A 23,624-nucleotide genomic window follows, 5' to 3' on the forward strand; every position below is an offset into this window, starting at 1 on the left:
TAACCTCATGGAAGAGGCGGGCGATGTTGTTTTCCGCCTGAATCAGCTGGGGCAGATACTGTTTGCCAGCAAGCGCGCCGTCACCCTGATCGCCAGCCAAGCGCCCCTGGCCGGCGACACACTGCCGCGCCTGATGTCGCTGGACGACCAGGCGCCGCTAGCCACGCTGCTGGCCGAAGTGGCCGCATCGAACCAGTCCCGCCTGCAGGAAGTGCGCATCAAGACACCGGACGCCGAGATCTGGCACGAACTCCGGGTGTCCTGCTACGCCAACCAGCACGGCGCCAGCGAACTGCTGGTGGTCGGCCGCGACATGACGGCGCAGCGCGCCACCGAAGAGCGCCTGCGTCACATGGCCACCCACGACGCCCTGACCGAACTGCCCAACCGCCTGTTGCTGTCGGACCGCATGCGCATGGTGATCGCCAATGCGCGCCGCTCCGGCCAAGGCTTCTCGGTCGCCACCATAGGCCTGGATGGTTTCAAGAAAGTCAACGACGGCCTCGGCCATCCGATCGGCGACGCCGTGCTGCGCACCGCCGCCGCCCGCCTGCGCAAGACCCTGCGCGACAGCGACACCCTGGCCCGCGTCGGCGGCGACGAGTTTGTCGCCGTGTTGCCAGGCACCGCCACCGAGGCCCAGATCAAGCTGGTCACCGGCCGCCTGATCGCCACCTTGCAGTCGCCGTTTGAAATCGAGAGCCACACCATCTATGTCGGCGCCTCGGTCGGCGTGGCGGTGTATCCGCAACACGCCGAGGACGAGGTGCGGCTGGTCGCGCTGGCCGACGCCGCCATGTCGCGCGCCAAGGAAACCGGCAAGGCCCGCTGCGTGGTCTACAGCCAGTCCCAGTCCGGCCCGCCGGAGCACGATATTTCGCTGGAAGCGGCCATGTTCCAGGCGGTGCGCGAGGGCGAGTTCATGCTGTACTACCAGCCCATCGTCGACGCCCGCACGCGTGAGATTCAGGGCTTCGAAACGCTGATGCGCTGGAAGCACCCGACCCTGGGCATGGTGCCGCCGGCGCGCTTCATCCCGATCGCCGAGACCAACGGACTGATCAATTTGCTGGGCGCCTGGGCGCTGAAAGCCGCCTGCGTGCAGCTGAAACAGTTCGAAGAGGTGGCCAAGCGCAGCCTGTACATCTCTGTTAATATCAGCCCGCGGCAATTCCGCAACGATAAATTTCTCGACGTGCTGGACGATGCGATCGCCTTCTCCGGCCTACTTGGTGAGCAATTGGTTTTAGAAATCACAGAAGGCACTTTGATGATCGACCCGGTGCATGCCGAGTCCATCCTGTCCAAGATGGCGGAGCGCAACGCCCGCATCGCCATTGACGATTTCGGCACCGGCTATTCCTCGCTGGCCTACCTGAAGCGCTTCCCCATTTCCGTACTGAAGATCGACCGCACCTTCATCCGCGACCTGCCCGGTTCGCAGAAGGACGGCGCCATCTGCAACGCCGTGCTCGACCTGGCCAAGCACCTCGACTTGTCGGTGGTGGCCGAGGGCGTGGAAACCGAAGGCCAGATGGACTACCTGGCGCAGCGCGGCTGCCAGTACATCCAGGGCTACCTGACCGGCAAGCCGATGGCCGCCAACGTGGCCTTGGCCGCGCTCAAGGAAAGCATCCACGTCAAAGTGGTGCCAGCCGAACTGCGCCAGGTGGCGCAATGACGGCCCGCTTCACCGCCAGCACCCCGCTGGGCGACGCCACGCTGGCGACGCTGTGGGACTGCACCCGCCGCCGCGGCGACATGCCCGGCTTCGCCAAGGCCATCACCGCCATCCTGGGCGCGATGCGCGGCGAGGACGAGCAGGAATTCAATATGACCCGCACCGTGCTGTCCGACCCGGTGCTGACGCAAAAGGTGCTGCGGCTGGCCAATAGCGGCATGTATTCGGCCTTCGGCCAGCACGTCAACACCGTCTCCAAGGCGGTGCTGGTGCTGGGCACGGAAGCCATCGGCCACCTGGCGCTGGGCCTGAAGCTGATCGAGGAACTGGCCGCCGGCTCGCCCGACGCCACCATCGCCCACATTGAAATGGAAAAGGCCGTGCTGGCCGGGATCGTGGCGCAGCAGATCGCCTACACGGCCGAAAGCCGCCATGGCGAGGAAGCCGTGGTGTGCTCGATGCTGCACACGCTGGGCCGCATGATGATCACCTTCTACATGCCGGAGCGCTGGCACGAATTGCAGCGCGCCGCCGACCAGGACGGCCGCAACATCGACGACATCGCGCCCGAGATGCTGGGCCTGACGATGGAAGAAATCGGCCACGCCGCCGCCCTGCACTGGGGCCTGCCCGGCACGCTGGTGAACGGCATGCGCAAGGTCGCGCCGCCGGCGCCGGGCGCCGAAGTGAGCACCTCGGACTGGATCGCCGGCCTGTCGACGATGTCGGCGCTGTGCGCGGAATCGCTGTGGCACGACGATCCCGATGGCGCCGCCGTGGTCAAGCAGCTGACCGAGGCCTACTCCGCCATGCTGGGCGTGGAACCGGACAACCTGATGCACGCCATCGAGCAGGCCAAGGTGGTGGCGGCGGCGGACCTGACCATCGCCCCGCTGTCGCGTCCCGCAGAACGCCGCGCCAAGGCGCTGGCCAAGACGCGCCAGCGCGCCGCCGGCAACAAGATCCTGCTCAGCGGCCTGGCCGACATGCGCGACATGCTGGAGACGGCCAACCCCGGCCAGATGGTGCAGATCGCGCTGGAAACCGTGTACAAGGGCCTGGACTTCTCGCGCGCGGTGGCGTTTGTCCGCAACCGCAAGGAGAACCAGTACACCGCCAAGATCAGCTTCGGCGAAGGCAGCAAGGAGCTGCTGCCGGCGCTGAGCTTTGACGACGCCTACGAACCGAACGTGTTCCACGCCGCCCTGAACAGCGACCGCGTGATCTTCATCGAAAACGCGCGCGACGCCAAGTTCGCTGCCAAGCTGCCGTTGTGGTGGAAGAGTTCCCTGTCCGAAGCGCGCAGCTTCGTGATCCTGCCGTTGTCGGCCAACGGCCAGCCGGCCGGTTTCCTGTACGGCGACTGGGACGATTCCTTCCCGCCGATCCAGCTGAGCCAGACCGAGTTCTCGCTGTTGAACGACATGCGCGCGCTGGTGGTCAAGGCGGTCGAGCGCCGCCACAAGCAGGAAGCCATCTCCAGCCGCAGTTAATCAGTAAGTGTCGCGCTGCTGCCAGCGGTAGGACAGCACGGCAGCCAGCGCGGAACACAGCACCAGCACCGCCGCCACGTAGTACACCGACTCCGGCCCCGCCCTCTCCCACCACTGCGCCAGGAACAGCCCACCGAGCGAGCCGCCGACGCCATACGAAATGCTCATGTACAGCGCCTGGCCGCGTGCCTGCAAAGGCCCGGAGAACCAGCGCTGCAAGGTCATCACGCAAGACGAGTGATGCAGCGCGAAGGTGGCCGCATGCAGCACCTGCGCCACGATCAGCAACCACAACACGTGCGGGCCAAAACCGATCATCAGGAAGCGCACCAGCGCCGCCGCCAGCGTCACGTACATCATGACCTTGGCGCCCCAGCGCTTGAACAGCGGCGCCTGGAAGTAGAACAGCAGCACCTCGGCCAGCACGCCCAGCGACCACATGGCGCCGATCACGGTCTTGCTGTAGCCGCTGCGTTCCAGATAAAGCGAATAGAAGGTGTACAGCGAGGTGTGGGCCGCCACCATCAGCGCGGTCGACGAGAAGAAGGCGATCACCTCGCGCCGGCGCAGCAGCGACATCAACGGCGGCGGCGCCACCTTGTGCACGCGCCGCGGCACGTCCTGCAGGCGGAACGCGGCGCCGATGGTCAGCACCAGCAACGCGGCGGCCACCCATGGCAGCGCGACGATGCCGTAGTGTTCCAGCGCATATACGGCCAAGGTCACCGAGACGATGAAACCGATCGAACCCCACATGCGGATGCGTCCATAGAACGTCAGGTCGCCGCGCATCTCGGACAGCATCAGCGCCTCGCAGATCGGCGCCTGGCCACTGGTGAACAGGTTCAGCACGATCATCGCCAGCATGAAGTGGGCAAAGGTGCTGCCGAAGAAGAAGCCGGAAAATCCCACCAGCGCGGCAAAGCCGGCCATGCGCAGCACCAGCACGCGACGGTCGTAGTGATCGGCGACGTAGCCCCAGACGTTGGGGCCGACGATGCGCAGCACCTGGGTCATCGACATCAGCACGCCGATCTGCGCCACCGTCATGCCTTTATCGGCAAAGAACAGCGTGGCGTAGGTGGTCCAGGTTCCCGCGTGCGCGTAGTAGCAAAACAGGAATAAGGCGAAGCTGAAGGCTTGTACCGGCACCGCTTAGCGCGAGGTGGGCGATGCGGGCGGCGCGATGTTCGGCGTGGTCACGTGGACGTCGCCGCACTGCGCGCGATGCATCAGCGCGTGGTCCATCAGCACCAGCGCCAGCATGGCCTCGGCGATCGGCGTGGCGCGGATGCCGACGCACGGATCGTGGCGGCCGAAGGTCTCGACCATCACCGGCTTGCCGTCCATGTCGATCGACTGGCGCGGCGTGCGGATCGACGACGTCGGCTTGATGGCGATCGACACCGTGATGTCCTGGCCGGTCGAAATACCGCCCAGCACGCCGCCGGCGTTGTTGCCGATGAAGCCGGTCGGCGTCAGCGAGTCGCCGTGCACGGAACCCTTCTGCGCCACCGACTTGAAACCGGCGCCGATTTCCACGCCCTTGACGGCGTTAATGCCCATCATCGCGTAGGCGATGTCGGCGTCGAGCTTGTCGTAGATAGGCTGGCCCAGGCCCACCGGGATGTTCTGGGCGATGACGTCGATGCGCGCGCCGATCGAATCGCCGGCCTTGCGCAGTTCGTCCATCGCCTCTTCCATGCGGGCGATCAGGGCGGCGTCGCCGCTGGCCGCGAAGAAGGGGTTGTCGTGCACGTGGATCCAGTCCTGGAACGGCACTTCGATGTCGCCGAGCTGGCTCATGCAGCCCTTGAACACGGTGCCGTATTGCTGGTTCAGCCATTTTTTGGCGATGGCGGCAGCGCCGACCACCGGCGCCGTCAGGCGCGCCGACGAGCGGCCGCCGCCGCGCGGATCGCGCACGCCGTATTTATGCCAATAGGTGTAATCTGCATGGCCAGGGCGGAAACTCTCGGCGATATTGCCGTAGTCCTTGCTGCGCTGGTCTTCGTTGCGGATCAGCAGTGCGATCGGCGTGCCGGTGGTGACGCCAAGGTACACCCCCGACAGGATTTCCACCGTGTCCGGCTCCTTGCGCTGTGTCACGTGGCGCGACGTGCCCGGCTTGCGGCGGTCCAGTTCCGGCTGGATGTCCGCTTCCGACAAAGGCAGTCCCGGCGGGCAGCCATCGATCACACAACCAATCGCGGGACCGTGCGACTCACCAAACGTAGTAACAGAAAACAATTTGCCAAATGTATTGCCGGACATAGGAAGAGAATCTTTGGAAAAAGGTGGAAAGTACCCAATTCTACCAGCCGGCGGCGATTGCCGTCGTGCCGGCATAATAATTTCCAAAGCACAAGTTTCCATTGGTAAAATATCATTCTTTCAATGTAAGCATGGCAAACTTGCACATCAGTATGCAACGTTCTGTGTAAACCATGGGAAATCTGCGTTCTTTTTAACAATTCGCTATATACTTGATCTCAAGAACACCGAGAAATCCTGGAGAAGCTACACATGCCCCCACCGATCACACCCCTTGAGCAATCCAAGGACGATCAAGACGATCTGGTATTCTTAGAAGAGCATCCGACGGCTCCTGCGGTACCGGGTGCCCGCAACGTTTGGCGGGTCATGATCATCGACGACGATGAGGATGTGCACTCGACCACCACTTTCGCGCTTGGCAACCTCGACATGCAGCAGCGCCCGCTCGAATTCGTCCATGCGTATTCGGCTGGGCAGGCGCGCGAACTGTTAAAACACGAAACCGAGATCGCCGTCATCCTGCTCGACGTGGTGATGGAGCAGGACGACGCCGGCCTGCATCTGGTGCGCTACATCCGCGAAACGCTGAACCTGGCCGACGTGCGCATCATCCTGCGCACCGGCCAGCCCGGCTATGCGCCGGAGATCGACGCCATCCGCGACTTCGACATCAACGATTACAAGACCAAGTCCGAGCTGACCCGCATCAAGCTGTTCACCACGGTGACGGCGGCGATCCGCTCCTACGAACAAATCCGCAAGATCAACGACAGCCGCCGCGGCCTGAACCAGATCGTCCACGCCAGCACCCAGCTGATGTCGCTGCACGGCGTGCAGAACTTCGCCTCCGGTGTGCTGGCCCAGATCGCCGACCTGCTCGGCCAGGACGGCAACGGCGTGCTGTGCGTGCAGGAGTGCCCGGAAGACGGCTGCCACAAGCTGATGGTGATGGCCACCATCGGCAGCTACCGCCACCTAGACAACGCGACGCTGTGCGACCAGGACCACAAGGCGGTGTACGACGCCATGGAGCTGACCCTGGGCCAGCGCCGCAACATCTACGGCCCGGACTTCATCACGCTGTACTTCGCCGGCAAAGCCAGCCGCGACTTCGTCGCCTACCTCGACGTCGGCCGCGCGCCGACCGAGATCGACGAACGCCTGCTGGAAGTGTTCTGCGCCAACGTGGCCGTCGGCCTGGACAATGTGGAGCTGGTCACGCACCTGCACAACGCCGCCTTCTACGATCAGTTATCCAAGCTGCCCAACCGCACCCGCCTGGTCGAAATCCTGGACGCCACGCTGGCCGGCCCGGCGCGCGACGAGGCCACGCTGTCGCTGGTTGATCTGGATCACTTTGCCGAAACCAACGACGCGCTCGGCCACCAGTTCGGCGACATGCTGCTGCTGGCCGTCGCCGGTCGCCTGCAAACGCAGCTGGGCGACCAGCTGACGGTGGCGCGCATCGGCGGCGACATCTTCTGCGTGCTGGGCGACTCCGCGCAAGTGAACCCGGCCAATATCCTGGCGCTGTTCGCCCATCCGTTCAGCATCGACGGCCAGGACGTGCAGCTGTCGGCCACCTTGGGCCTGGTGCGCCTGGGCGAGCATGAAGGCAGCGGCGCCGACGCCCTCAAGGATGCCGACATCGCCCTCAAGCGCGCCAAGTCGCAGCAGCGCGCCGGCCACTTCTACTTCTCGCGCTCGATGGGCGTGGAGATCCGCGAGCGGGTGCGCATGATGCACGCGCTGCGCACCGCCTTCGGCCAGAACCAGCTGTTCGTGGTGTACCAGCCGCAGATCGACCTGGCCACGCGTCGGCCGGTGGGCGCCGAGGCGCTGCTGCGCTGGCAGACGCCGGACGGCAAGTTCATCTCGCCGGACCGCTTCATTCCGATCGCCGAGTATTCGGGCCTGATCATCGACCTGGGCGAATGGGTGATGCGCACCGCCTGCGGCGAGCTGGTGGCCCTGCGCAAGGCAGGGCATGCCAACTTCATGATGTCGATTAACGTCTCGCAGGTGCAGTTCCGCCATCCGCACTTCCTGGAGATGCTGCGCAGGGCGCTGGACGACACCGGCGCGCCGCCGGAGTTCGTGGAACTGGAGATCACCGAATCGATGGCGATGGAAGAGCCGGACATGCTGATCAAGATGCTGGGCCAGATCAAGCAGACCGGCGTCAGCATCGCGATCGACGATTTTGGTACCGGCTTCTCGTCGCTGTCCTACCTGCAGCGCCTGCAGATCGACCGCCTGAAGATCGACCGCGCCTTCGTTACCGAGATCACCGGTTCCGCGCGCGGCAGCAGCATCGCCGAGATGGTGATCCAGCTGGGCCGCAACCTGGGCCTGGCCGTGATCGCGGAAGGCGTGGAGGACGAGCGCCAGGCGCAGATACTGCAAGCGCTGGGCTGTCCGCTGGCGCAGGGCTTCCTGTTCGCGCGGCCGATGACGGCGACAGCGCTCAACGGCTGGCTCAGCAACGACGCGCTGGAAGGCGCGGCCTAAATAAAAAAACGCCATGTGCGCTTGCGACGCTCAAGATCGTCGCAATGCCACATGGCGTTTTTCATTGCTACTATGCGGGCTTAATCCGTCTGGTCAGCCGTTTCAGCCGGCCAGTCGCGGATGTACGCTTTCAGCATCTTGTTCTCGAAGCTCTGCGCTTCCAGCACCGCGCGCGCGACGTCGTAGAACGAAATCACGCCCAGAATGGTCTTCGCGTTCATCACCGGCAGGTAGCGCGCGTGCTTTTCCAGCATGATGCGGCGCACCTCGTTGACCTCGGTATCCGGGGTCACGGTGATCGGATGGTCGTCCATGTGCTTGCGCACCGTGCCCGCACCTACCGTGCCGGCGTTTTCGTGCAGGGCGCGCAACACCTCGCGGAAGGTCAGCATGCCGGCCAATTCGCCGAATTCCATGACCACCAGCGAGCCGATGTCTTTTTCCGCCATGGTATTAGCGGCGTCCGCCAACGGCTGGTCAGGCGAAATAGTGTAGAGAATGCTGCCTTTAACCTGAAGAATTTCGGAGACTTTCATTTTGGGCCGTCCTGTCCGCTGATATAGGCTGTGTGAATGGGAGTTCTAATAATTATTGTAGCCTTATAGCGAATGTAGCGTATGCCCGGCAAAAAATCCAGCGCTGCGGATAAGCAAATCGCAACATTTTTACAGTGCTGTTGCCAAGCCGCGATTCAGGGTAGGATGCCGGGCATTCCTATCACTCCAACGAGACCTTATGAGCGGACCTAAATATCCCGGCTTTGACACCCTCGCGCTGCACGCCGGCGCGGCGCCCGACCCCGCCACCGGCGCCCGCGCCACGCCGGTCTACTTCACCTCCTCCTTTGCCTTCAAGGACTCCGACCACGCCGCCTCGCTGTTCAACATGGAACGCGCCGGCCACGTCTACTCCCGCATCTCGAACCCGACCAACGCGGTGCTGGAAGAACGCATCGCCGCACTGGAAGGCGGCGTGGCCGGCATCGCCACCGCCAGCGGCCAGGCCGCGATGCACCTCGGCCTGGCCACCATCGCCGGCGCCGGCTCGCACATCGTCGCCTCGCGCGCGCTGTACGGCGGCTCGCACAATATGCTGGCCTACACGCTCAAACGCTTCGGCATCGAGACCACCTTCGTCGATCCGCGCGATCTCGACGCCTGGCGCGCGGCGATCCGTCCCAACACCAAGGTGCTGTTCGCTGAAACGCTGGGCAATCCTGGCCTGGACGTACTCGATATCGAAGCCGTCGCCGCCATCGCGCACGAGCATCACCTGCCGCTGATGATGGACTCCACCTTCACCACGCCCTACCTGCTCAAACCCTTCGAGCACGGCGCCGACCTGGTGTTTCACTCGGCCACCAAGTTCCTGTGCGGGCACGGCACCGCCATCGGTGGCCTGCTGGTGGACGGCGGCACCTTCGACTGGCAGGCGGCCTACGAAAAAACCGGCCGCTTCGCCGAACTGTGCGAACCTTATGACGGCTTCCATGGCATGGTGTTCACGGAAGAGTCCACGGTGGCGGCGTTCGCGCTGCGCGCGCGCCGCGAGGGTCTGCGCGACTTCGGCGCCGTCATGAGCCCGCACAACGCCTTCGCCGTGCTGCAAGGCGTGGAGACGCTGGGCCTGCGCATGGACCGGCACGTGGCCAACACCCGCAAGGTGGTCGAGTTCCTGCTGTCGAATCCCGCCGTGGAATCGGTGTCCTACCCCGAACTGCCGTCGCACCCGGACTACGAGCTGGCCAAGCGCCTGCTGCCCAAAGGTTGCGGCGCCGTGTTCTCGTTCAACATCAAGGGCGACCGCGCCGCCGGCCGCCGCTTCGTCGACAGCCTGAAGGTGTTTTCGCACCTGGCCAACGTTGGCGACGCCAAATCACTGGCGATCCATCCCGCCTCCACCACCCACTTCCGCGTGCCGACCGACCAGCTGGTGGCGTCCGGCATCACCGAAGGCACGATGCGGCTGTCGGTGGGACTGGAGGACGTGGACGACTTGATCGAAGACCTGGCGCGCGGCCTGAAGCTGTCGCAGAAAGGAGCATGAGATGCTGCTGACCGTACAAGGCGTGGACGCCTACTGCTACACCGGCGGCAAGCCGTTCAACGCCGCCCTGCCGACCGTGGTCTTCATCCACGGCGCGCAAAACGATCACTCCGTGTGGATATTGCAGACCCGTTATTTCGCCCATCACGGCTACAGCGTGCTGGCGGTGGACCTGCCGGGCCACGGCCGCAGCAAGGGTGCGGCCAAGGGCAGCGTGCCCGAACTGGCGGACTGGCTGCTGCAAGTGCTGGACGCCGCCGGCGTGCGGAAGGCCGCGCTGTTCGGCCACAGCATGGGATCGTTGATCGCGCTGGAAGCATCGCACAAGGCGCCGGAGCGCGTGACGCATCTGGGCATGATAGGTTCGACCTATCCGATGAAGGTCTCGGACGCGCTGCTGGAAACCTCGCGCACCGATGAGCAGAGCGCCATCGACATGGTCAACATCTGGTCGCATTCGACGATCGCGCAAAAGCCGTCGTGCCCGGGACCAGGCTTCAACACCCTGGGCGGCTCGCGCCGGCTGATGCAGCGCATCTCGCAGATCAATCCGCAGCAGGTGTTCTACACCGATTTCTCGGCCTGCAACGCCTACGCCAACGGCGAAGCGGCGGCACAGGCGGTGCGCTGCCCCACCCTGTTCCTGTTCGGCGCACGCGACATGATGACGCCGCCCAAGTCCACCAAACTGCTGACCTCCACCATCAGCCACGGCAAGGTGGTGACGGTGGACAGCGGCCACTCGCTGATGAGCGAGCAGCCGGATGCGGTGCTGGATGCCCTGTTCAGTTTCGCCGGCAGCTAAAATCTGGAGAAACATGAATCACGTTGCAGCTCCACGTATTCGGCGGTGTCCTTGAAGCTCGCGATTGATGCCTGCCGAAACACTTCCAGGCTATCCATCACATGCGACGAGATAGCATACGCATAGTGACCGGGATGCTTCCTGGACATGTAGCGTATGCCATCCAGTATGGGGTGCCGCTCAATGATACGGTCCAATGCACAACCAAGCCATTGACACCACTCATGCCCGGCATGCTTGCGTCGTTGACGCACAGCCCAGCCTCCCACACGGCAGTAATTGCGTTATCGCCGAGATAAACCCAGTGGAAGGCGAACGCACCGTTATCATCCGCGAGTGAGGCCGGTGGTCCGAAACGGTATGTCTTACCTACTTGCTCAGGCCAAACAGACTTCGGGTTCCATGCTGCTCGGACCATTAATGTGCCTGCTTTAAATTCGCAGATACTGCCCTTCAGTGCTTGCCATATTCGCGCGTCAGATGGCAAGGTCCGAGCGATGTACGGAGGTGGTACATGGGCCTTCTTTTTTGAAGACATGCTCTAGCCTATGATGTCGGCCATGCCTCTGGTATAACGTGCAGCCAATTCCCGAACCTTCCGCAAGCGTTCACCTGACGGAAGACTCAATAACCGGCGTTGACTTTCAAAAACTTCAAGACGCGTCTCAAAAGGACTCCCCGCCAGCAGTTCCGCCGGCGAAAGCCCATTAATATCGTCAACCGCACCCACCCAGAATGCATGAATTTCGCTACTCGGCTGATTCTCAAGTTGGTGCAACACCGGTTCGATTAACTCAGGCACAGGCTCAATAAATTGCCATGCCGGGAATTCCCTGCCGATACTGCGGCCCTTAGGCGTAATAAAGTAAAAGCGTCCACTTTCAGCAGCCCGGTACAACGTGGCCTGTGAAAGGGACACCAACCCTTGAGAAATGACATCCGAAGCCTTTAGCTTGGTAGCAGGCAGTGTTTTATTAACAGAGATACTCGTCAGCGACGCACGCGCTTCGCTTAAAGCCTGCATACCTAGCGCGATCACCTTCTCTCGATCACGGCCACAAGCAAGCGCTTCCAACCGATCTTCAACAAGTTGCGTAAACTGTTCAAGCACGCGCTCGACGGCACCGTGTTGAGTTGGACGGCTCTCGACTACTCTATTTTTCACTGTTGATACCAAGATACCTCCTTAAGCAGCGAAAGGAGGAGCAATCGGAGGATGGGCGACAAAGAAAACGCATCATCGGGCGGGAAGCACGGCGCCTTAAATTTGAGGTCGGCAGGCGTGCCATCTGAATTAGTCATCACGACTCCAGTAGATGAACTCAGATTAGCACACCTTCTCAAGATTCTCAAGATTATCAGGGGCGAGCGAAGTCTAATTCGCCGTCAGTTTTGCGGGAACTTGAAGCGGATGATGCGGTTCGCGCCTTGCATCACGATGCCGCGATAGCGGCGGCGGTAGATCACGATGCCTGCGGTGGTGGTCAGCACCACCAAGATCAGCGTCAACAGATCGTTGCCGCCGTGCGTGACCACGGCGCGCTGAGCCGAGTGCATGGTCGACGCTTCGAACTTCTTGCCGACGTACTTGGCGCCGATCACCAGTTCCTCGGCGTTGATGCTGTTGACCAGGTACAGCCCGAAGCCGCCCGGATGCACCGTCATCTTGCCGTCGCGGTAGACGAAGGAGCGGCGCTCGTCGCCGATGCGGATGCTGCCGACCACATGGCCGGCGGCGTTGATGGCGGTGGCGAAGCTGTTGCCGTAGCCGATCATCGCGCCCAGGTCGACCATCTTTTTGCCATCGTGGACAAAGGCGTGCCAGCGCCGGTCCGGCGTTTCGGATGAACCGACCACCACGCCGGAATCGTTGACGGCGGTGGCGCCGCTGGAGCGTCCGCCCAGCGTGCCCAATTCCTTCATGCCGACGCCGGGCCGGTAGATGAAGGCGCGGCGATAACCGTCCGACAGCGCCGCCGTTCCGACGATCACGCCGTCGGTGTTGACGCCGGCCGCGTAGCTGATGTTGCCGCCCAAGGTGCCCAGGTCGACCAGCGGGCCGTCGCCCTTGGCGCCGGTGGAAAACGCGTGGAAGTAGCCGTCGCTGGTGTCGGCAAAGCCCACCGTCTGGCCGGAGCGGCTGATGCCGGTGCCGTAGCTGCTGCCGCCGCCCAGCGTGCCGAGATCGCGCATCGCCAGGCCGGCGCGGGTGACGAAGGCGCGCCAGTGGCCGGCGCCGTCCTGCGCCGAACCGACCACGTCGCCGCCGATGTTGATGCCGGTGGTGAAGGAGTCGCTGCCGCCGAGCGTACCCAGTTCAACCAGGCGTTTGTTCCACAACACCGCGCGCTGGCGGCCGCTCTCTTCCTCGATGATGCCGGCCACCTGGCCCGCAGCGTTGATATCGACCGCGATACTGGCCTCGTTGCCGCGCTCGCCCAAGCCCGGCGGGTGCAACTGCTGGGCGGAAGACGCCACGCCGGCAAAACCCAACAAGACCACCGCAATCGGCATTCTCAGCATGACATCTCCTGGTTGATTTTTATGAATGCCGATTCTATAACGTTAGCCGGACGATCGGCAACTGTCGCTATCGATCGACTGATACAGCATGTGTCCAGCGCCATGGCCTTGTGCCTTGTGCCCACCGCCCCGCGCTCCTAGACTGGTGCCACTTCCACACCGAGAATTGCAAACCATGACCGAACTCCTGCCCTTGATGAGCTATTGCCTGGTGATGTCGGCCACGCCCGGTCCGAACAACGTCATGCTCGCCACCACGGGCGCCAACTTCGGCGGCCGCGGCGCGCTGCCGGCCATCATGGGCATCCAGGCCGGCTTGTTCGTGCAAACCATGCTCATGTGCGTGGGACTGGGCAGTGTCTTTGTCGCCTACCCGGTGACGCAACAAGCGCTGCGTATTGCGGGATCGCTGTACCTGGTGTTCCTGGCCTGGAAACTCAGCGGCGCATCGGTGAGCGGCGCGCAAGCGCCCAAGGCGGTGTCGTTTGCCCAGGCCGCGACCTTTCAGGCGCTCAATCCCAAGAGCTGGGTGAAGGCTGTTACGGTCGCGTCGGTGTTCATGCCGACGGGGCACGGCACGCTCGCCAGCGCGCTGCTGGTGTCCGTGATCGGCACGCTGGTCGGCGCGCCTTGCAACGCCATGTGGGCCTTGTTCGGCGTCTCCATACGCCGCATCCTGCTTGATTCGCGCAAGCAGCGCCTGTTCAATTTGACGATGGCCGCCATCTTGCTCGTCCTCGCCGTGATGTTTTTGCGCTAGACTCTCGCCATGTTTGCCATCGACCGCTCCTCTCCCATCGCCCTGTCCTCTCAAATCGAGGCCAAGCTGCGCCACATGGTCGAGAGCCGGGCACTGCCCGGCGGCGCCAAGCTGATGTCGATACGCCAGCTCGCCACCCAGCTGGCAGTCAGCACGAACACCGTCGTGGTGGCGTATGACAGGCTGGTCGCGGCAGGCGTCATCGATTCCCATGGCACTGCGGGTTTCTACGTCAGCACAACGAACGGCGCCAGCAAGGCGATCCCCGATGAGGTCGCGCTGGAAGCGGGAGTGGAGCAAGAGCCGGTCTGGCTGGCCCAGCAGGCCAACGATCAGCGCCCCGGCGTACTATTGGCCAGCAGCGGCGCGTTGCCGCCGACCTGGTTGCAGGACGCGGTGCCCGCCACCGCCGTGCAACGGGCCGTCACAGGCAGCGCCGCCGGCATGGCCTCGCGCTGCCCGCCGCAGGGGCTGCCGGAACTGCGTGAACACATCGCGTTGCTGTTGCGCGGCATCGGCATTGCCGCCGACGCCGGCCACATCCTCACGACCTTTGGCGGCACCCATGCGATCGACCTGATTTGCCGGAGTTTTCTGCAACCAGGCGACACCGTGCTGGTGGAAGACCCCGGCTATTTCCTGATGTTTGGCCGCCTCCGCCAGGATGGCATACGGCTGGTGCCGATCAAGCGCCGACCGGACGGCCTGGACCTGGATGAGCTGGAGGCCGCCTGCCGCGCGCATCGGCCGCGCCTGCTGTTCGTGCAAACGGCGCTGCACAACCCGACCGGATGGAGCAGTAGCGCCGCCAATCTGCACAAGGTCCTGATGCTGGCGCAGCAGCACGGCTTCCTGATCGCCGAGGACGACGTGCACGGCCACTTCCAGCAAGGCCACAGCACGCGGCTGGCCGCCATGGCGGGACTCGATGGCGTGATTTACTACTCCAGCTTTTGCAAGGCGCTGAGTCCGGCCCTGCGGATGGGCTATCTCGCCGCCGCCCCGGCCCTGCTCAAAGTGCTGATGCGGACCAAGATCCATTCCATCATGACGATGCCGGCGCTGAACGAGTACGTGCTGTTGGAAGTGCTCAAAGCCGGCAACCTGCGCAAGCACCTGGACCGTTTGCATCGCAAGATCATGACGGCCCGTAACGCCAGCACGCAGCAATTGATCGCGGCCGGCGTGCGGTTCGAGCAGCCCGGCGACGCCGGTATTTTCTTGTGGGGCACGTTGCCGGAAGGCCTGGATGTCGATTTGCTGGTGCAGGACGCCTTCCGCAACGATATCCTGCTGATGCGCGGCGCCGCCTTCTCGGCCAACGACACGCCCGACCAACACATCCGTTTCAACGTCGCTTTCAGCCAGCACCCGCGTCTGAGCAATTACCTGCAAGAGCGCCTACAGGCAGTGGCTGGCGCACGCTCAAGCCTGGCGCGCGCCAGCGGCGTCGCGAGTTTGAACGATTAGCGGCAATCGATCGGCCCGAAGTGCTCGGCCAGGGTCTTGCCCAAGCCCGCTTCGACGGCCGATTCCACCTCGCGCGCCAGCGACGCCGCTTCGCGCGCCACTTGCAGGTCGCGCTCATCGTCGCTGTCGCTGACCACGCCGGCGTTGATCGGCAGGCCGGAGAACACGAACAGGCGATAGACTTCGGCCAGCGTCAGCTTCTCCACATTGGCCAGGATGACCCAGTTGTCGCCGTCGCTGACGCGCTTGCCCCACTGCACCCGCTGCGGCGCATCGACCTTGACGCGCCCCACCCAACCCTCGGACATCATCTTTTCCAGCAGCGTGTCCATCTCGTCGAAGCCCAGCCGCGTGCGCGCGCGGATCGCGCCCGCGCTCACCAGCGCCGTGTCGCCGCATTTGCAGGCCACATGCAGCACCCGCAGGATCGCCATCGCGTCGACGAATTCGCCGCCCGGCTGCGCCTCGTGCCACCAGCGCTCGTATTTCACCACCGGCAGCGCGGCCACCAGCAGCGCGCCGAACAAGGTAATCAGCCACGATACATACACCCACAGCAGGAACAACGGCAGCGCCGCCAGCGCGCCATAGATCTTCGAATAAGTCGGGAACTGCGTGATGAAGACCGCGAAGCCGCGCTTGGCCACCTCGAACGCCAGGCCGGCCACCAAGCCGCCCCAGGCGCCGTCGTACCAGTCGACGTCGCGGTTGGGCACCGCCACGTACAGCAGCGTAAAGCCGGCCGTGGTCAGCGCCAGCGACAACACCGTGTAGATCAGCGCGCCGACCACCGGCACGTCGCCGATCAAATCGCTGGTGGCCATGAAGACCCGCCCCGACAAGGTCAGCGACACGCCGATCAGCAAGGGGCCGAGCGTGATGATGGCCCAGTAGACCAGGATGCGCTTGGTCCAGCGCCGCTCGGCGCGCACGCGCCAGATGCGGTTGAACACCCGTTCGATCAGGTTCATCATCGCGATCGACGTGAAAATCAGCGCCACCGCGCCCACCGCCGACAGCCGCGTGGCCTTGGAGGCGAACATCGTCAGGTAATTGAGGATGGTGGTCGAAATCGACTTCGGCATCACGCTTTGCACGAAGTAGGCTTCCAGCGAACTGCGGAAGGCATTAAACAGCGGGAAGGTGGTGAAGATCGCCAGCGCGATCGTCAACAGCGGCACCAACGCGAACACCGTGGTAAAAGTGAGGCTGCCGGCCACTTGCGGCAGGCTTTCCTCGCGCAGGCGGCGTTGGGCAAACAGGAACAGGTCCCGCACTTCGGGCCAGGACAGCGAACGCATTGTCTCTATCCCGCCACGGCAACTGCGGGAAACATACTGGAAAACCGGATGAATATATTTTTCGTACATGAGCAATAATCGAAATACAAGAGTGGCAACGATGCCACCCGCTAAAGCGCCCTATAATACCGCTGATGAACCAACCTAATCTGATTATTCTCGTATTGTTTTACTCACGCCACGGCGCCACGCGCAAATTGGCCGAGTTGATCGCACAGGGCGTGGAAAGCGTTCCGGGCTGCGATGCGCGCCTGCGCACGGTACCCGCCGTGTCGACCGTGACCGAAGCCACCGAGCCGGACGTGCCGGCCGACGGCGCGCCCTACGTTGAACTGGACGACCTGGCCGAGTGCGCCGGCCTGGCGGTCGGCTCGCCCACCCGCTTTGGCAACATGGCGGCGGCGATGAAGTATTTTTGGGACGGCACGGCCGCCCAATGGCTGTCCGGCACGCTGGCCGGCAAGCCGGCGTGCGTGTTCACGTCCACCGGCAGCCTGCACGGCGGCCAGGAATCGACGCTGCTGTCGATGATGATACCGTTGTTCCATCACGGCCTGATGGTGCTGGGCCTGCCCTACACCAATCCGGAACTGATGACCACCTCCAGCGGCGGCACGCCCTACGGCGCCAGCCACTGGTCTGGACTTGACGGCAAGAAGACCATCACGGAAGATGAAAAACGCCTGGCCATCGCGCTGGGCCGGCGCCTGGCCGAAACGGCCGTCAAACTGCGCGCCGTCGCTTGAACGGGATCGCATGATGGAAAACACGATGCAAAAGTATTTTCACTGGGGCGCCATCGGCAGCCTGGCGACGCTGATTGTCTGGTGCGTGCTGTGGGAGATGGTGCTGGCGCCGCTGAAGCCGGGCGGTTCCTGGCTGGTGCTCAAGGCCCTGCCGCTGCTGTTGCCGCTGTATGGCGTATGGAAGCGCGACATCTACACCTTGCAGTGGACGTCGATGATGATACTGCTGTACTTCACCGAAGGCGTGGTGCGCGGCTGGAGCGACAAGGGCACCCTGTCCGCATGGCTGGCCTGGGGCGAGGCGCTGATCGTCTGCATCTACTTCGTGTGCGCTGTGATGTACCTGCGTCCGTATAAAAAGGCGGCGAAGAAGCTGGCCAAGGAACTGCTGGACAAGGTCAAGGTCAACACCGTCAAATGATGGACTTCCTCACCCACTGCCGCTCAGTGGTGGGCGATGCATTCGTGCTCGACACGCCCGCCGACATGGCGCCCTTCCTCACCGACTGGCGCGGACGCTTTACCGGCAAGGCGCTGGCCGTGCTGCGGCCGGCGTCGGTCGCTCAAGTGGCGGCGCTGGTGCGCGCGTGCGCGCAGTGGCGCGTGGCACTGGTGCCGCAGGGCGGCAATACGGGGCTGGTACTTGGCAGCGTGCCGGATGCCAGCGGCAGCGCCGTCGTGCTGTCCCTGGCGCGGCTGAACACCATCCGCCAGGTCGATCCCGTCAACCGCACCATGACCGTGGACGCGGGTTGCATCCTCCAGCAGGTGCAGGAAGCCGCAGCAGCTGCGGGCTGTCTGTTCCCGTTGTCGCTGGCGGCGGAAGGCAGCTGCACCATCGGCGGCAACCTGTCCACCAACGCCGGCGGCACGGCGGTTCTCCGCTACGGCAATACGCGCGAATTGTGCCTCGGCCTCGAAGTCGTCACGCCGCAAGGCGAGATCTGGAGCGGCTTGCGCGGTCTGCGCAAGGACAATACCGGCTACGACCTGCGCGACCTGTTCATCGGCGCGGAAGGCACGCTGGGCGTCATCACCGGCGCGGTCGTCAAGCTCTATCCACAGCCCAAGGCCAGCATCACCGCGCTGGCGGCACTGCCCTCGCCCGCCCACGCGCTGCAATTACTGAATTTGATGCAGGACCATTGCGGCTCCAGCCTGACCGGCTTCGAGCTGATGTCGCGCTACTGCCTGGAGCTGGTGGCGCAGCAGTTCCCGCCTCTGCCCAAGCCGTTCGCGGCGCCGCATCCGCAGTACGTGTTGCTGGAGCTGTCGAGCAGCGAATCGGAGCAGCACGCCGTCGGATTGCTGGAACAGGCCATCGGCGCGGCGCTGGAGCGCGATGTCATCAGCGACGCGGTGGTGGCGACATCGGTGGCGCAATCGGCCGGACTGTGGCAGCTGCGCGAACACATCCCGCTGGCGCAGGCCAAGGCCGGCAAGAACATCAAGCACGATATATCGCTGCCGGTGTCGAGCATCGCCGACTTCATCGCGGCCACCGGCCCCTTGCTGGAAGCGGCCTTCCCCGGCTGCCAGCTGGTGTGCTTCGGCCATCTGGGCGACGGCAACCTGCACTACAACGTGGCGCCGCCGGACGGCATCGCCAACGAAGACTTTTTGGCCAACCAGGACAAGGTCAATCGCGTGGTGCACGACAGCGTGGTGGGCTTCGGCGGATCGATTTCGGCGGAACACGGCATCGGCGCACTGAAAAAGGACGAGCTGGCGCACTACAAGTCGGCGGTGGAACTGAACATGATGCGAGCAATCAAGGCAGCGCTGGACCCGCTGGGTATCATGAATCCCGGGAAAATTCTGTGATCGGGACTGTCATGCGTATCAATTGCGCGGTGCTGCTGTGCGCCGTGGTCGTGGCTGCGCACGGCCAGGGCGTCAACAAATGCACCGTCGACGGCAAGGTCAGTTATAGCGACAGGCCTTGCCCTGCCAACGCGGCGTCTGCGGCGACGCTGGCGGTGCCCTCCGCTCCGGCGCCCGACCCGGCAGCGGCGGACGAGCTGGCGCGCCAGCGCAAGGAGGCGGCCAAATTGGAAAAATCCCGCCACCAGCGCGACGACCAGGATGCCCGCGCCGCCGACAAGGCCGCGCAAGCCGCAGCCGTGCAGCGCAAACGCTGCGGCAAGCTCAAACTGAACAAGCGATGGGCCGATGAAGAGGTGGCCCGCGCCGCCCTCCCCAATCTCGATAACGCCAAGCTGCGCGCCAAACGCGCCGGCGACACCCTGGCGCTGGAGTGTCCAAAGTAATGTCTGAACCGATATCCGCAGTAAAACCAGCCGCCCCGGCGCCGATCCGGGACACGGCTGCGATGGGCCGTTTATCACGCTGGCTGTTGCTGGGCGAATGGCGCGCGCATCCCCTGCGCGCCCTGGTGGCGATTGCCGCGATTGCGGTAGGTATCTCGCTCGGTTTCGCCATCCACCTGATCAACGCCGCGGCCTTCAACGAATTCTCGTCCGCCATCAAGGGCTTGTCCGGCGTGGCCGACGTCCAGGTGCGCGGCACCGAGCCGTTCTTCGACGAAGCCATCTACCCCGTGCTGGCGCAGCGCGCCGGCGTGGCCGTGGCCTCGCCGGTGCTGGAGTTCGACGCTTCCGTGCCCGGTGAACCGACCGCGCTGAAGATCCTCGGCATCGACGCTTTCCGCGCCAGCTTCATCTCGTCCGACCTGATCGGCGTGCCCGCCGAGGACCACCCGACCGACGTCCTGGCCGACGACGCCCTGTTCCTGTCAACGGCGGCGCAGGAATGGCTCAAGCCAGCCAAAGGCGCGCCGCTGACGCTGCAGGTAGGCGTCGGCGAACTGAAACTGCGCGTGGCCGGCTCGTTGCAACGTCCCCGCGCCGGCCAGCGCATCGGCGTGATGGACCTGGGCGCGGCGCAGTGGCGCTTCGAAAAGCTCGGCCAGCTGTCCCGCATCGACATCAAGCTGCGCGACGGCGTCAATCGCGACGCCTTCAAGGCAGAACTGGAACAACAGCTGCAACACGACTACCCCGGCCGCTTCCGCGTCAGCCAGCCGAACGACGAAGACCAGAACAGCCGCAACGAAGGCATGAGCCGCGCCTACCGCGTCAACCTGACCGTGCTGGCGTTGGTCGCGCTGTTCACCGGCGCCTTCCTGGTGTTCTCCACCCAGGCCTTGTCGGTGATACGCCGCCGCAGCCAGTTCGCGCTGCTGCGCGTGCTGGGCATGGACCGCAAGCACCTGCTGCGCCAGATCCTGATCGAAGGCCTGAGCCTGGGCGTGGCCGGATCGGCGATCGGCATCGCCGCCGGCTACGGCATGGCGGCGGCCGCGCTGCACTTCATGGGCGCAGATCTCGGCGCCGGCTTCTTCTCCGGCGTGCGGCCGCAGGTGCAGTTCACGCCAGTCGCGGCGACGATCTACTTCGCGCTCGGTGTCGCCGTGGCCTTGCTGGGTTGCGCCGCGCCAGCGCTGGACGCGGCCCGCGCCAAGCCTGCCGTCGCGCTCAAATCAGGCACCGAGGAAGCGGCGATGTCGCGGCTCTCCAAAGCCTGGCCGGCGCTCGCCTGCATCGCGCTGGCCGCACTGCTGTCGCAAGCGCCGCCGATATTTGAACTGCCCTTGTTCGGTTACCTGTCGATCGCACTGCTGCTGGTCGGCGCCATCGCGCTGATGCCGCGCCTGGCCGCCATCGTGTTCCGCGCGGCGCACCAGCGCTGGAGCGCAGCCACCGCCGGCAAGCCCGGCGCCTCGCCGGTCGTCACGCTGACGCTGTCGCGCCTTGCCAACGCCTCCAGCCAGGCAGGCATCGCGCTGGGCGGCGTGCTATCGAGCTTCAGCCTGATGGTGGCGATGGCCATCATGGTCGCCAGCTTCCGCGTATCGCTGGACGACTGGCTGCAACACATTCTGCCGGCCGATATCTACGTCAGCACCACCAGCGCCGGCACCACCGCAGGGCTGCGCCCACAGGAACAGGCGATCATCGCCGCGCTGCCGGGCGTCGCCAGCGCCGACTTCCTGCGCGTGCGCGGCATCTCGCTGGCAGCCGCCCGGCCGCCGATCGCACTGATGGCGCGTAACGTGGACCCGGCCGATCCCGGCAAAACCCTGGCCATCGTCGGCAATACCGTGGTGCCCGGCCCCGGCGCTCCGCCGCCGGTATGGATATCGGAAGCGATGGTCGATTTATATGGAATGAGCGTCGGCCAGCGCATCGAACTGCCATTGAACGGCAAACTGCACGCCTTCCTGGTGGCCGGCGTATGGCGCGACTACGCCCGGCCCACCGGCTCGATCCAGATGCGGCTGAGCGACTACCGCGCCATCACCGGCGACCTGGACGCCAGCAACGCCGCGCTGTGGTTAAAGCCCGGCGCCAAGGCCGCCGATACGGAAAGCGCCATGAAGCGCCTGCCGTTCGCCGCCGCGCTGGCGACCAACGCACCGACCGAGATCCGCGCGATCAGCATGAAAATCTTCGACCGCAGCTTCGCCATCACCTATCTGCTGGAGGCGATCGCCATCGTCATCGGCCTGTTTGGCGTGGCCGCCACCTTCTCGGCGCAGACGCTGGCGCGGGCCAAGGAGTTCGGCATGCTGCGCCATGTGGGCGTCACGCGGCGCCAGATCCTGTCGATACTGGCCATCGAAGGCGGCGCCTTGACGGGCCTGGGCATCGTCACCGGCTTCGCGCTGGGTTGGGTCATCAGCCTGATACTGGTTTTTGTGGTCAACCCGCAGTCCTTCCACTGGACCATGCAGCTGCACTTGCCGTGGCCTTTGCTGGCCATCGTGGCGGGCCTGCTACTGGCCGCCTCCGCGCTGACGGCGTTGCTGGCCGGCCGCCAATCGCTGTCGGGCGGGCCGATACGCGCAGTCAGGGAGGACTGGTGATGAAGCATTTCGTACAACGTTGCGCGGCTGTGCTGACGCTATTGGCGGCAATGTCCGCGCAGGCCGCCGAGCCGGTGTTCAAGGCGGTCGCGCCGCTGGCGCCCGGCGCCTCGCTGAATTTTCCAGCGGACTTCGGCGCCCATCCCGACTACAAAACCGAATGGTGGTACGTCACCGGCTGGCTCAACACGGCCGAAGGCAAGCCGCTGGGCTTCCAGGTCACCTTCTTCCGCAGCGCCACCCAGCACGACCGCGCCAATCCCAGCCAGTTCGCGCCCAAGCAGCTGATCATCGGCCACGCGGCCGTTTCCGATCCGGCCAACGGCAAGCTGCTGCACGACCAGCGCAGCGCGCGCGAAGGCTTCGGACTGTCCTATGTCAAGGTCGGTGACACCGACGTCAAGCTCGAAGACTGGCGCATGACACGCGCCACCGACGGCAGCTACCAGATCCACCTCGACGCCGCCGGCTTCAAGCTGGCGCTGAAACTGGCCCCGTCGCAGCCCATGCTGCTCCAGGGCGACCGTGGTTATTCCCGCAAGGGCACGCAGCTTTCCGACAGCAGCTACTACTACAGCGAGCCGCAACTGACCACCACCGGCACCGTCACCAGCGCCGGCAAGGCGGTCGCCGTCACCGGCGCCGCCTGGCTCGATCACGAATGGTCCACCCAATACGTGGCCGCCGAAGCCTCCGGCTGGGATTGGATAGGCGCCAACCTCACCGACGGCGGCGCGCTGATGGCTTTCCAGATGCGCAGCAAGACAGGTGCTAAACTATGGTCGCACGCGACATGGCGCGATGCTTCCGGTAAGATCACGCAGTTCTCGCCGGACCAGGTCAGTTTTACCCCGCAACGGCGGTGGCGTTCGCCCCGCACCAATGCCGAGTATCCCGTCGCGACCCAGCTCACCACCGGTAGCACCGTGTGGCAGGTCATCCCTTTACAGGACGACCAGGAACTGGATTCGCGGCGCTCCACCGGCGCGGTGTACTGGGAAGGCGCGGTAACGCTGGAGCGGGACGGCAAGCAGGCCGGCCGCGCCTACCTGGAAATGACCGGCTATGTCCGGCCGATAAAGTTTTAGCAGCTCCGAACAATTTAGCGAACAATTTAGCAACA

Annotated in this window: 19 protein-coding genes; 13 read left to right on the forward strand and 6 right to left on the reverse strand. The window is 64.3% G+C overall.

All coding sequences use genetic code 11. The annotated features are described in order from the left end of the window. Positions 1–7: 7 nt before the first annotated feature. Both KVP70_RS22940 and KVP70_RS22945 read left to right on the forward strand, forming a co-directional pair. Entirely contained in the window at positions 8–1,681 is a 1,674-nt protein-coding gene (locus KVP70_RS22940) for a putative bifunctional diguanylate cyclase/phosphodiesterase (protein WP_217944644.1), read from the forward strand. Next, complete coding sequence (locus KVP70_RS22945; RefSeq protein ID WP_217944645.1) at positions 1,678–3,174, forward strand: HDOD domain-containing protein; 1,497 nt, start codon at positions 1,678–1,680, stop codon at positions 3,172–3,174. The genes KVP70_RS22940 and KVP70_RS22945 overlap by 4 nt, the downstream gene beginning before the upstream one ends. Here the strand turns inward: KVP70_RS22945 and KVP70_RS22950 are convergent, their stop codons facing one another. Beyond that, entirely contained in the window at positions 3,175–4,326 is a 1,152-nt protein-coding gene (locus tag KVP70_RS22950) for an MFS transporter (protein WP_217944646.1), read from the reverse strand. It abuts the gene before it with no gap. A gap of 3 nt (positions 4,327–4,329) precedes the next feature. Continuing rightward, the gene (gene aroC / locus KVP70_RS22955; RefSeq protein ID WP_217944648.1) at positions 4,330–5,448 is read right to left on the reverse strand and encodes a chorismate synthase; all 1,119 of its coding nucleotides are present in this window, start codon (positions 5,446–5,448) and stop codon (positions 4,330–4,332) included. Positions 5,449–5,700: 252 nt separating this feature from the next. Between aroC and KVP70_RS22960 the strand changes: the two genes are divergently transcribed. Next, positions 5,701–7,962, forward strand: a complete 2,262-nt coding sequence (locus tag KVP70_RS22960) for a putative bifunctional diguanylate cyclase/phosphodiesterase (protein ID WP_217944650.1) — start codon at positions 5,701–5,703, stop codon at positions 7,960–7,962. An 80-nt stretch (positions 7,963–8,042) separates the two neighbouring features. On the opposite strand, the gene KVP70_RS22965 is transcribed toward KVP70_RS22960, so the two are convergent. Continuing rightward, positions 8,043–8,498 (reverse strand): CBS domain-containing protein, encoded by a 456-nt coding sequence (locus KVP70_RS22965; protein ID WP_217944653.1) that lies wholly within the window; start codon positions 8,496–8,498, stop codon positions 8,043–8,045. A gap of 199 nt (positions 8,499–8,697) precedes the next feature. Here KVP70_RS22965 and KVP70_RS22970 point away from each other — a divergent pair, with 199 nt between their 5' ends. Together KVP70_RS22970 and KVP70_RS22975 are read left to right on the forward strand one after the other, a co-directional pair. Continuing rightward, on the forward strand, positions 8,698–10,008 hold the full coding sequence (locus KVP70_RS22970; protein WP_217944655.1) for an O-acetylhomoserine aminocarboxypropyltransferase: 1,311 nt from the start codon (positions 8,698–8,700) through the stop codon (positions 10,006–10,008). Position 10,009: 1 nt separating this feature from the next. Beyond that, positions 10,010–10,813 (forward strand): alpha/beta fold hydrolase, encoded by an 804-nt coding sequence (locus tag KVP70_RS22975; protein WP_217944657.1) that lies wholly within the window; start codon positions 10,010–10,012, stop codon positions 10,811–10,813. Positions 10,814–11,354: 541 nt separating this feature from the next. Here the strand turns inward: KVP70_RS22975 and KVP70_RS34400 are convergent. Together KVP70_RS34400 and KVP70_RS22985 are read right to left on the reverse strand one after the other, a co-directional pair. Further along, on the reverse strand, positions 11,355–11,990 hold the full coding sequence (locus tag KVP70_RS34400) for a hypothetical protein (protein WP_229225037.1): 636 nt from the start codon (positions 11,988–11,990) through the stop codon (positions 11,355–11,357). A gap of 209 nt (positions 11,991–12,199) precedes the next feature. Beyond that, positions 12,200–13,336 (reverse strand): HAF repeat-containing protein, encoded by a 1,137-nt coding sequence (locus KVP70_RS22985; RefSeq protein WP_217944659.1) that lies wholly within the window; start codon positions 13,334–13,336, stop codon positions 12,200–12,202. A gap of 175 nt (positions 13,337–13,511) precedes the next feature. Here KVP70_RS22985 and KVP70_RS22990 point away from each other — a divergent pair, with 175 nt between their 5' ends. Together KVP70_RS22990 and KVP70_RS22995 are read left to right on the forward strand one after the other, a co-directional pair. After that, entirely contained in the window at positions 13,512–14,096 is a 585-nt protein-coding gene (locus tag KVP70_RS22990; protein ID WP_217944660.1) for a LysE family translocator, read from the forward strand. Positions 14,097–14,105: 9 nt separating this feature from the next. Next, positions 14,106–15,566: an aminotransferase-like domain-containing protein gene (locus tag KVP70_RS22995; RefSeq protein ID WP_217944662.1), complete on the forward strand. Its 1,461-nt coding sequence runs from the start codon at positions 14,106–14,108 to the stop codon at positions 15,564–15,566. On the opposite strand, the gene KVP70_RS23000 is transcribed toward KVP70_RS22995, so the two are convergent. After that, on the reverse strand, positions 15,563–16,867 hold the full coding sequence (locus KVP70_RS23000; protein WP_229225038.1) for a YihY family inner membrane protein: 1,305 nt from the start codon (positions 16,865–16,867) through the stop codon (positions 15,563–15,565). The two genes, KVP70_RS22995 and KVP70_RS23000, sit on opposite strands and share 4 nt — an antisense overlap. 134 nt (positions 16,868–17,001) lie before the next feature. On the opposite strand from KVP70_RS23000, the gene wrbA reads away from it, so the two are divergent. The 6 genes from wrbA (at position 17,002) to KVP70_RS23030 (ending at position 23,589) form a co-directional block, all read left to right on the forward strand. After that, positions 17,002–17,613, forward strand: a complete 612-nt coding sequence (gene wrbA, locus KVP70_RS23005) for an NAD(P)H:quinone oxidoreductase (RefSeq protein WP_217944664.1) — start codon at positions 17,002–17,004, stop codon at positions 17,611–17,613. Positions 17,614–17,626: 13 nt separating this feature from the next. Continuing rightward, positions 17,627–18,034 carry a DUF2069 domain-containing protein gene (locus KVP70_RS23010; protein WP_217944786.1) on the forward strand — a complete coding sequence of 136 codons (408 nt, stop codon included), beginning with the start codon at positions 17,627–17,629 and terminating at the stop codon, positions 18,032–18,034. Further along, a complete protein-coding gene (locus KVP70_RS23015) occupies positions 18,031–19,437 on the forward strand; it encodes an FAD-binding oxidoreductase (protein ID WP_217944666.1) in 1,407 nt (468 codons plus the stop codon). The genes KVP70_RS23010 and KVP70_RS23015 overlap by 4 nt, the downstream gene beginning before the upstream one ends. A gap of 11 nt (positions 19,438–19,448) precedes the next feature. Next, complete coding sequence (locus tag KVP70_RS23020) at positions 19,449–19,883, forward strand: DUF4124 domain-containing protein (RefSeq protein ID WP_229225039.1); 435 nt, start codon at positions 19,449–19,451, stop codon at positions 19,881–19,883. A 62-nt stretch (positions 19,884–19,945) separates the two neighbouring features. Continuing rightward, a complete protein-coding gene (locus KVP70_RS23025; protein ID WP_217944788.1) occupies positions 19,946–22,501 on the forward strand; it encodes an FtsX-like permease family protein in 2,556 nt (851 codons plus the stop codon). Beyond that, a complete protein-coding gene (locus KVP70_RS23030) occupies positions 22,501–23,589 on the forward strand; it encodes a lipocalin-like domain-containing protein (protein WP_217944670.1) in 1,089 nt (362 codons plus the stop codon). The genes KVP70_RS23025 and KVP70_RS23030 overlap by 1 nt, the downstream gene beginning before the upstream one ends. Positions 23,590–23,624 lie beyond the last annotated feature (35 nt).

This window comes from Duganella violaceipulchra (genome assembly GCF_019166075.1).
GTDB classification, from domain to species: domain Bacteria; phylum Pseudomonadota; class Gammaproteobacteria; order Burkholderiales; family Burkholderiaceae_D; genus Rugamonas; species Rugamonas violaceipulchra.

Coding starts and splice junctions, on each gene's coding strand:
- KVP70_RS22940 (WP_217944644.1), top strand. CDS start 8: ATGGAAGAGGCGGGCGATGTTGTTTTCCGCCTGAATCAGCTGGGGCAG.
- KVP70_RS22945 (WP_217944645.1), top strand. CDS start 1,678: ATGACGGCCCGCTTCACCGCCAGCACCCCGCTGGGCGACGCCACGCTG.
- aroC (WP_217944648.1), bottom strand. CDS start 5,448: ATGTCCGGCAATACATTTGGCAAATTGTTTTCTGTTACTACGTTTGGT.
- KVP70_RS22960 (WP_217944650.1), top strand. CDS start 5,701: ATGCCCCCACCGATCACACCCCTTGAGCAATCCAAGGACGATCAAGAC.
- KVP70_RS22965 (WP_217944653.1), bottom strand. CDS start 8,498: ATGAAAGTCTCCGAAATTCTTCAGGTTAAAGGCAGCATTCTCTACACT.
- KVP70_RS22970 (WP_217944655.1), top strand. CDS start 8,698: ATGAGCGGACCTAAATATCCCGGCTTTGACACCCTCGCGCTGCACGCC.
- KVP70_RS22975 (WP_217944657.1), top strand. CDS start 10,010: ATGCTGCTGACCGTACAAGGCGTGGACGCCTACTGCTACACCGGCGGC.
- KVP70_RS22985 (WP_217944659.1), bottom strand. CDS start 13,336: ATGCTGAGAATGCCGATTGCGGTGGTCTTGTTGGGTTTTGCCGGCGTG.
- KVP70_RS22990 (WP_217944660.1), top strand. CDS start 13,512: ATGACCGAACTCCTGCCCTTGATGAGCTATTGCCTGGTGATGTCGGCC.
- KVP70_RS22995 (WP_217944662.1), top strand. CDS start 14,106: ATGTTTGCCATCGACCGCTCCTCTCCCATCGCCCTGTCCTCTCAAATC.
- KVP70_RS23000 (WP_229225038.1), bottom strand. CDS start 16,867: ATGCGTTCGCTGTCCTGGCCCGAAGTGCGGGACCTGTTCCTGTTTGCC.
- wrbA (WP_217944664.1), top strand. CDS start 17,002: ATGAACCAACCTAATCTGATTATTCTCGTATTGTTTTACTCACGCCAC.
- KVP70_RS23010 (WP_217944786.1), top strand. CDS start 17,627: ATGGAAAACACGATGCAAAAGTATTTTCACTGGGGCGCCATCGGCAGC.
- KVP70_RS23015 (WP_217944666.1), top strand. CDS start 18,031: ATGATGGACTTCCTCACCCACTGCCGCTCAGTGGTGGGCGATGCATTC.
- KVP70_RS23020 (WP_229225039.1), top strand. CDS start 19,449: ATGCGTATCAATTGCGCGGTGCTGCTGTGCGCCGTGGTCGTGGCTGCG.
- KVP70_RS23025 (WP_217944788.1), top strand. CDS start 19,946: ATGGGCCGTTTATCACGCTGGCTGTTGCTGGGCGAATGGCGCGCGCAT.
- KVP70_RS23030 (WP_217944670.1), top strand. CDS start 22,501: ATGAAGCATTTCGTACAACGTTGCGCGGCTGTGCTGACGCTATTGGCG.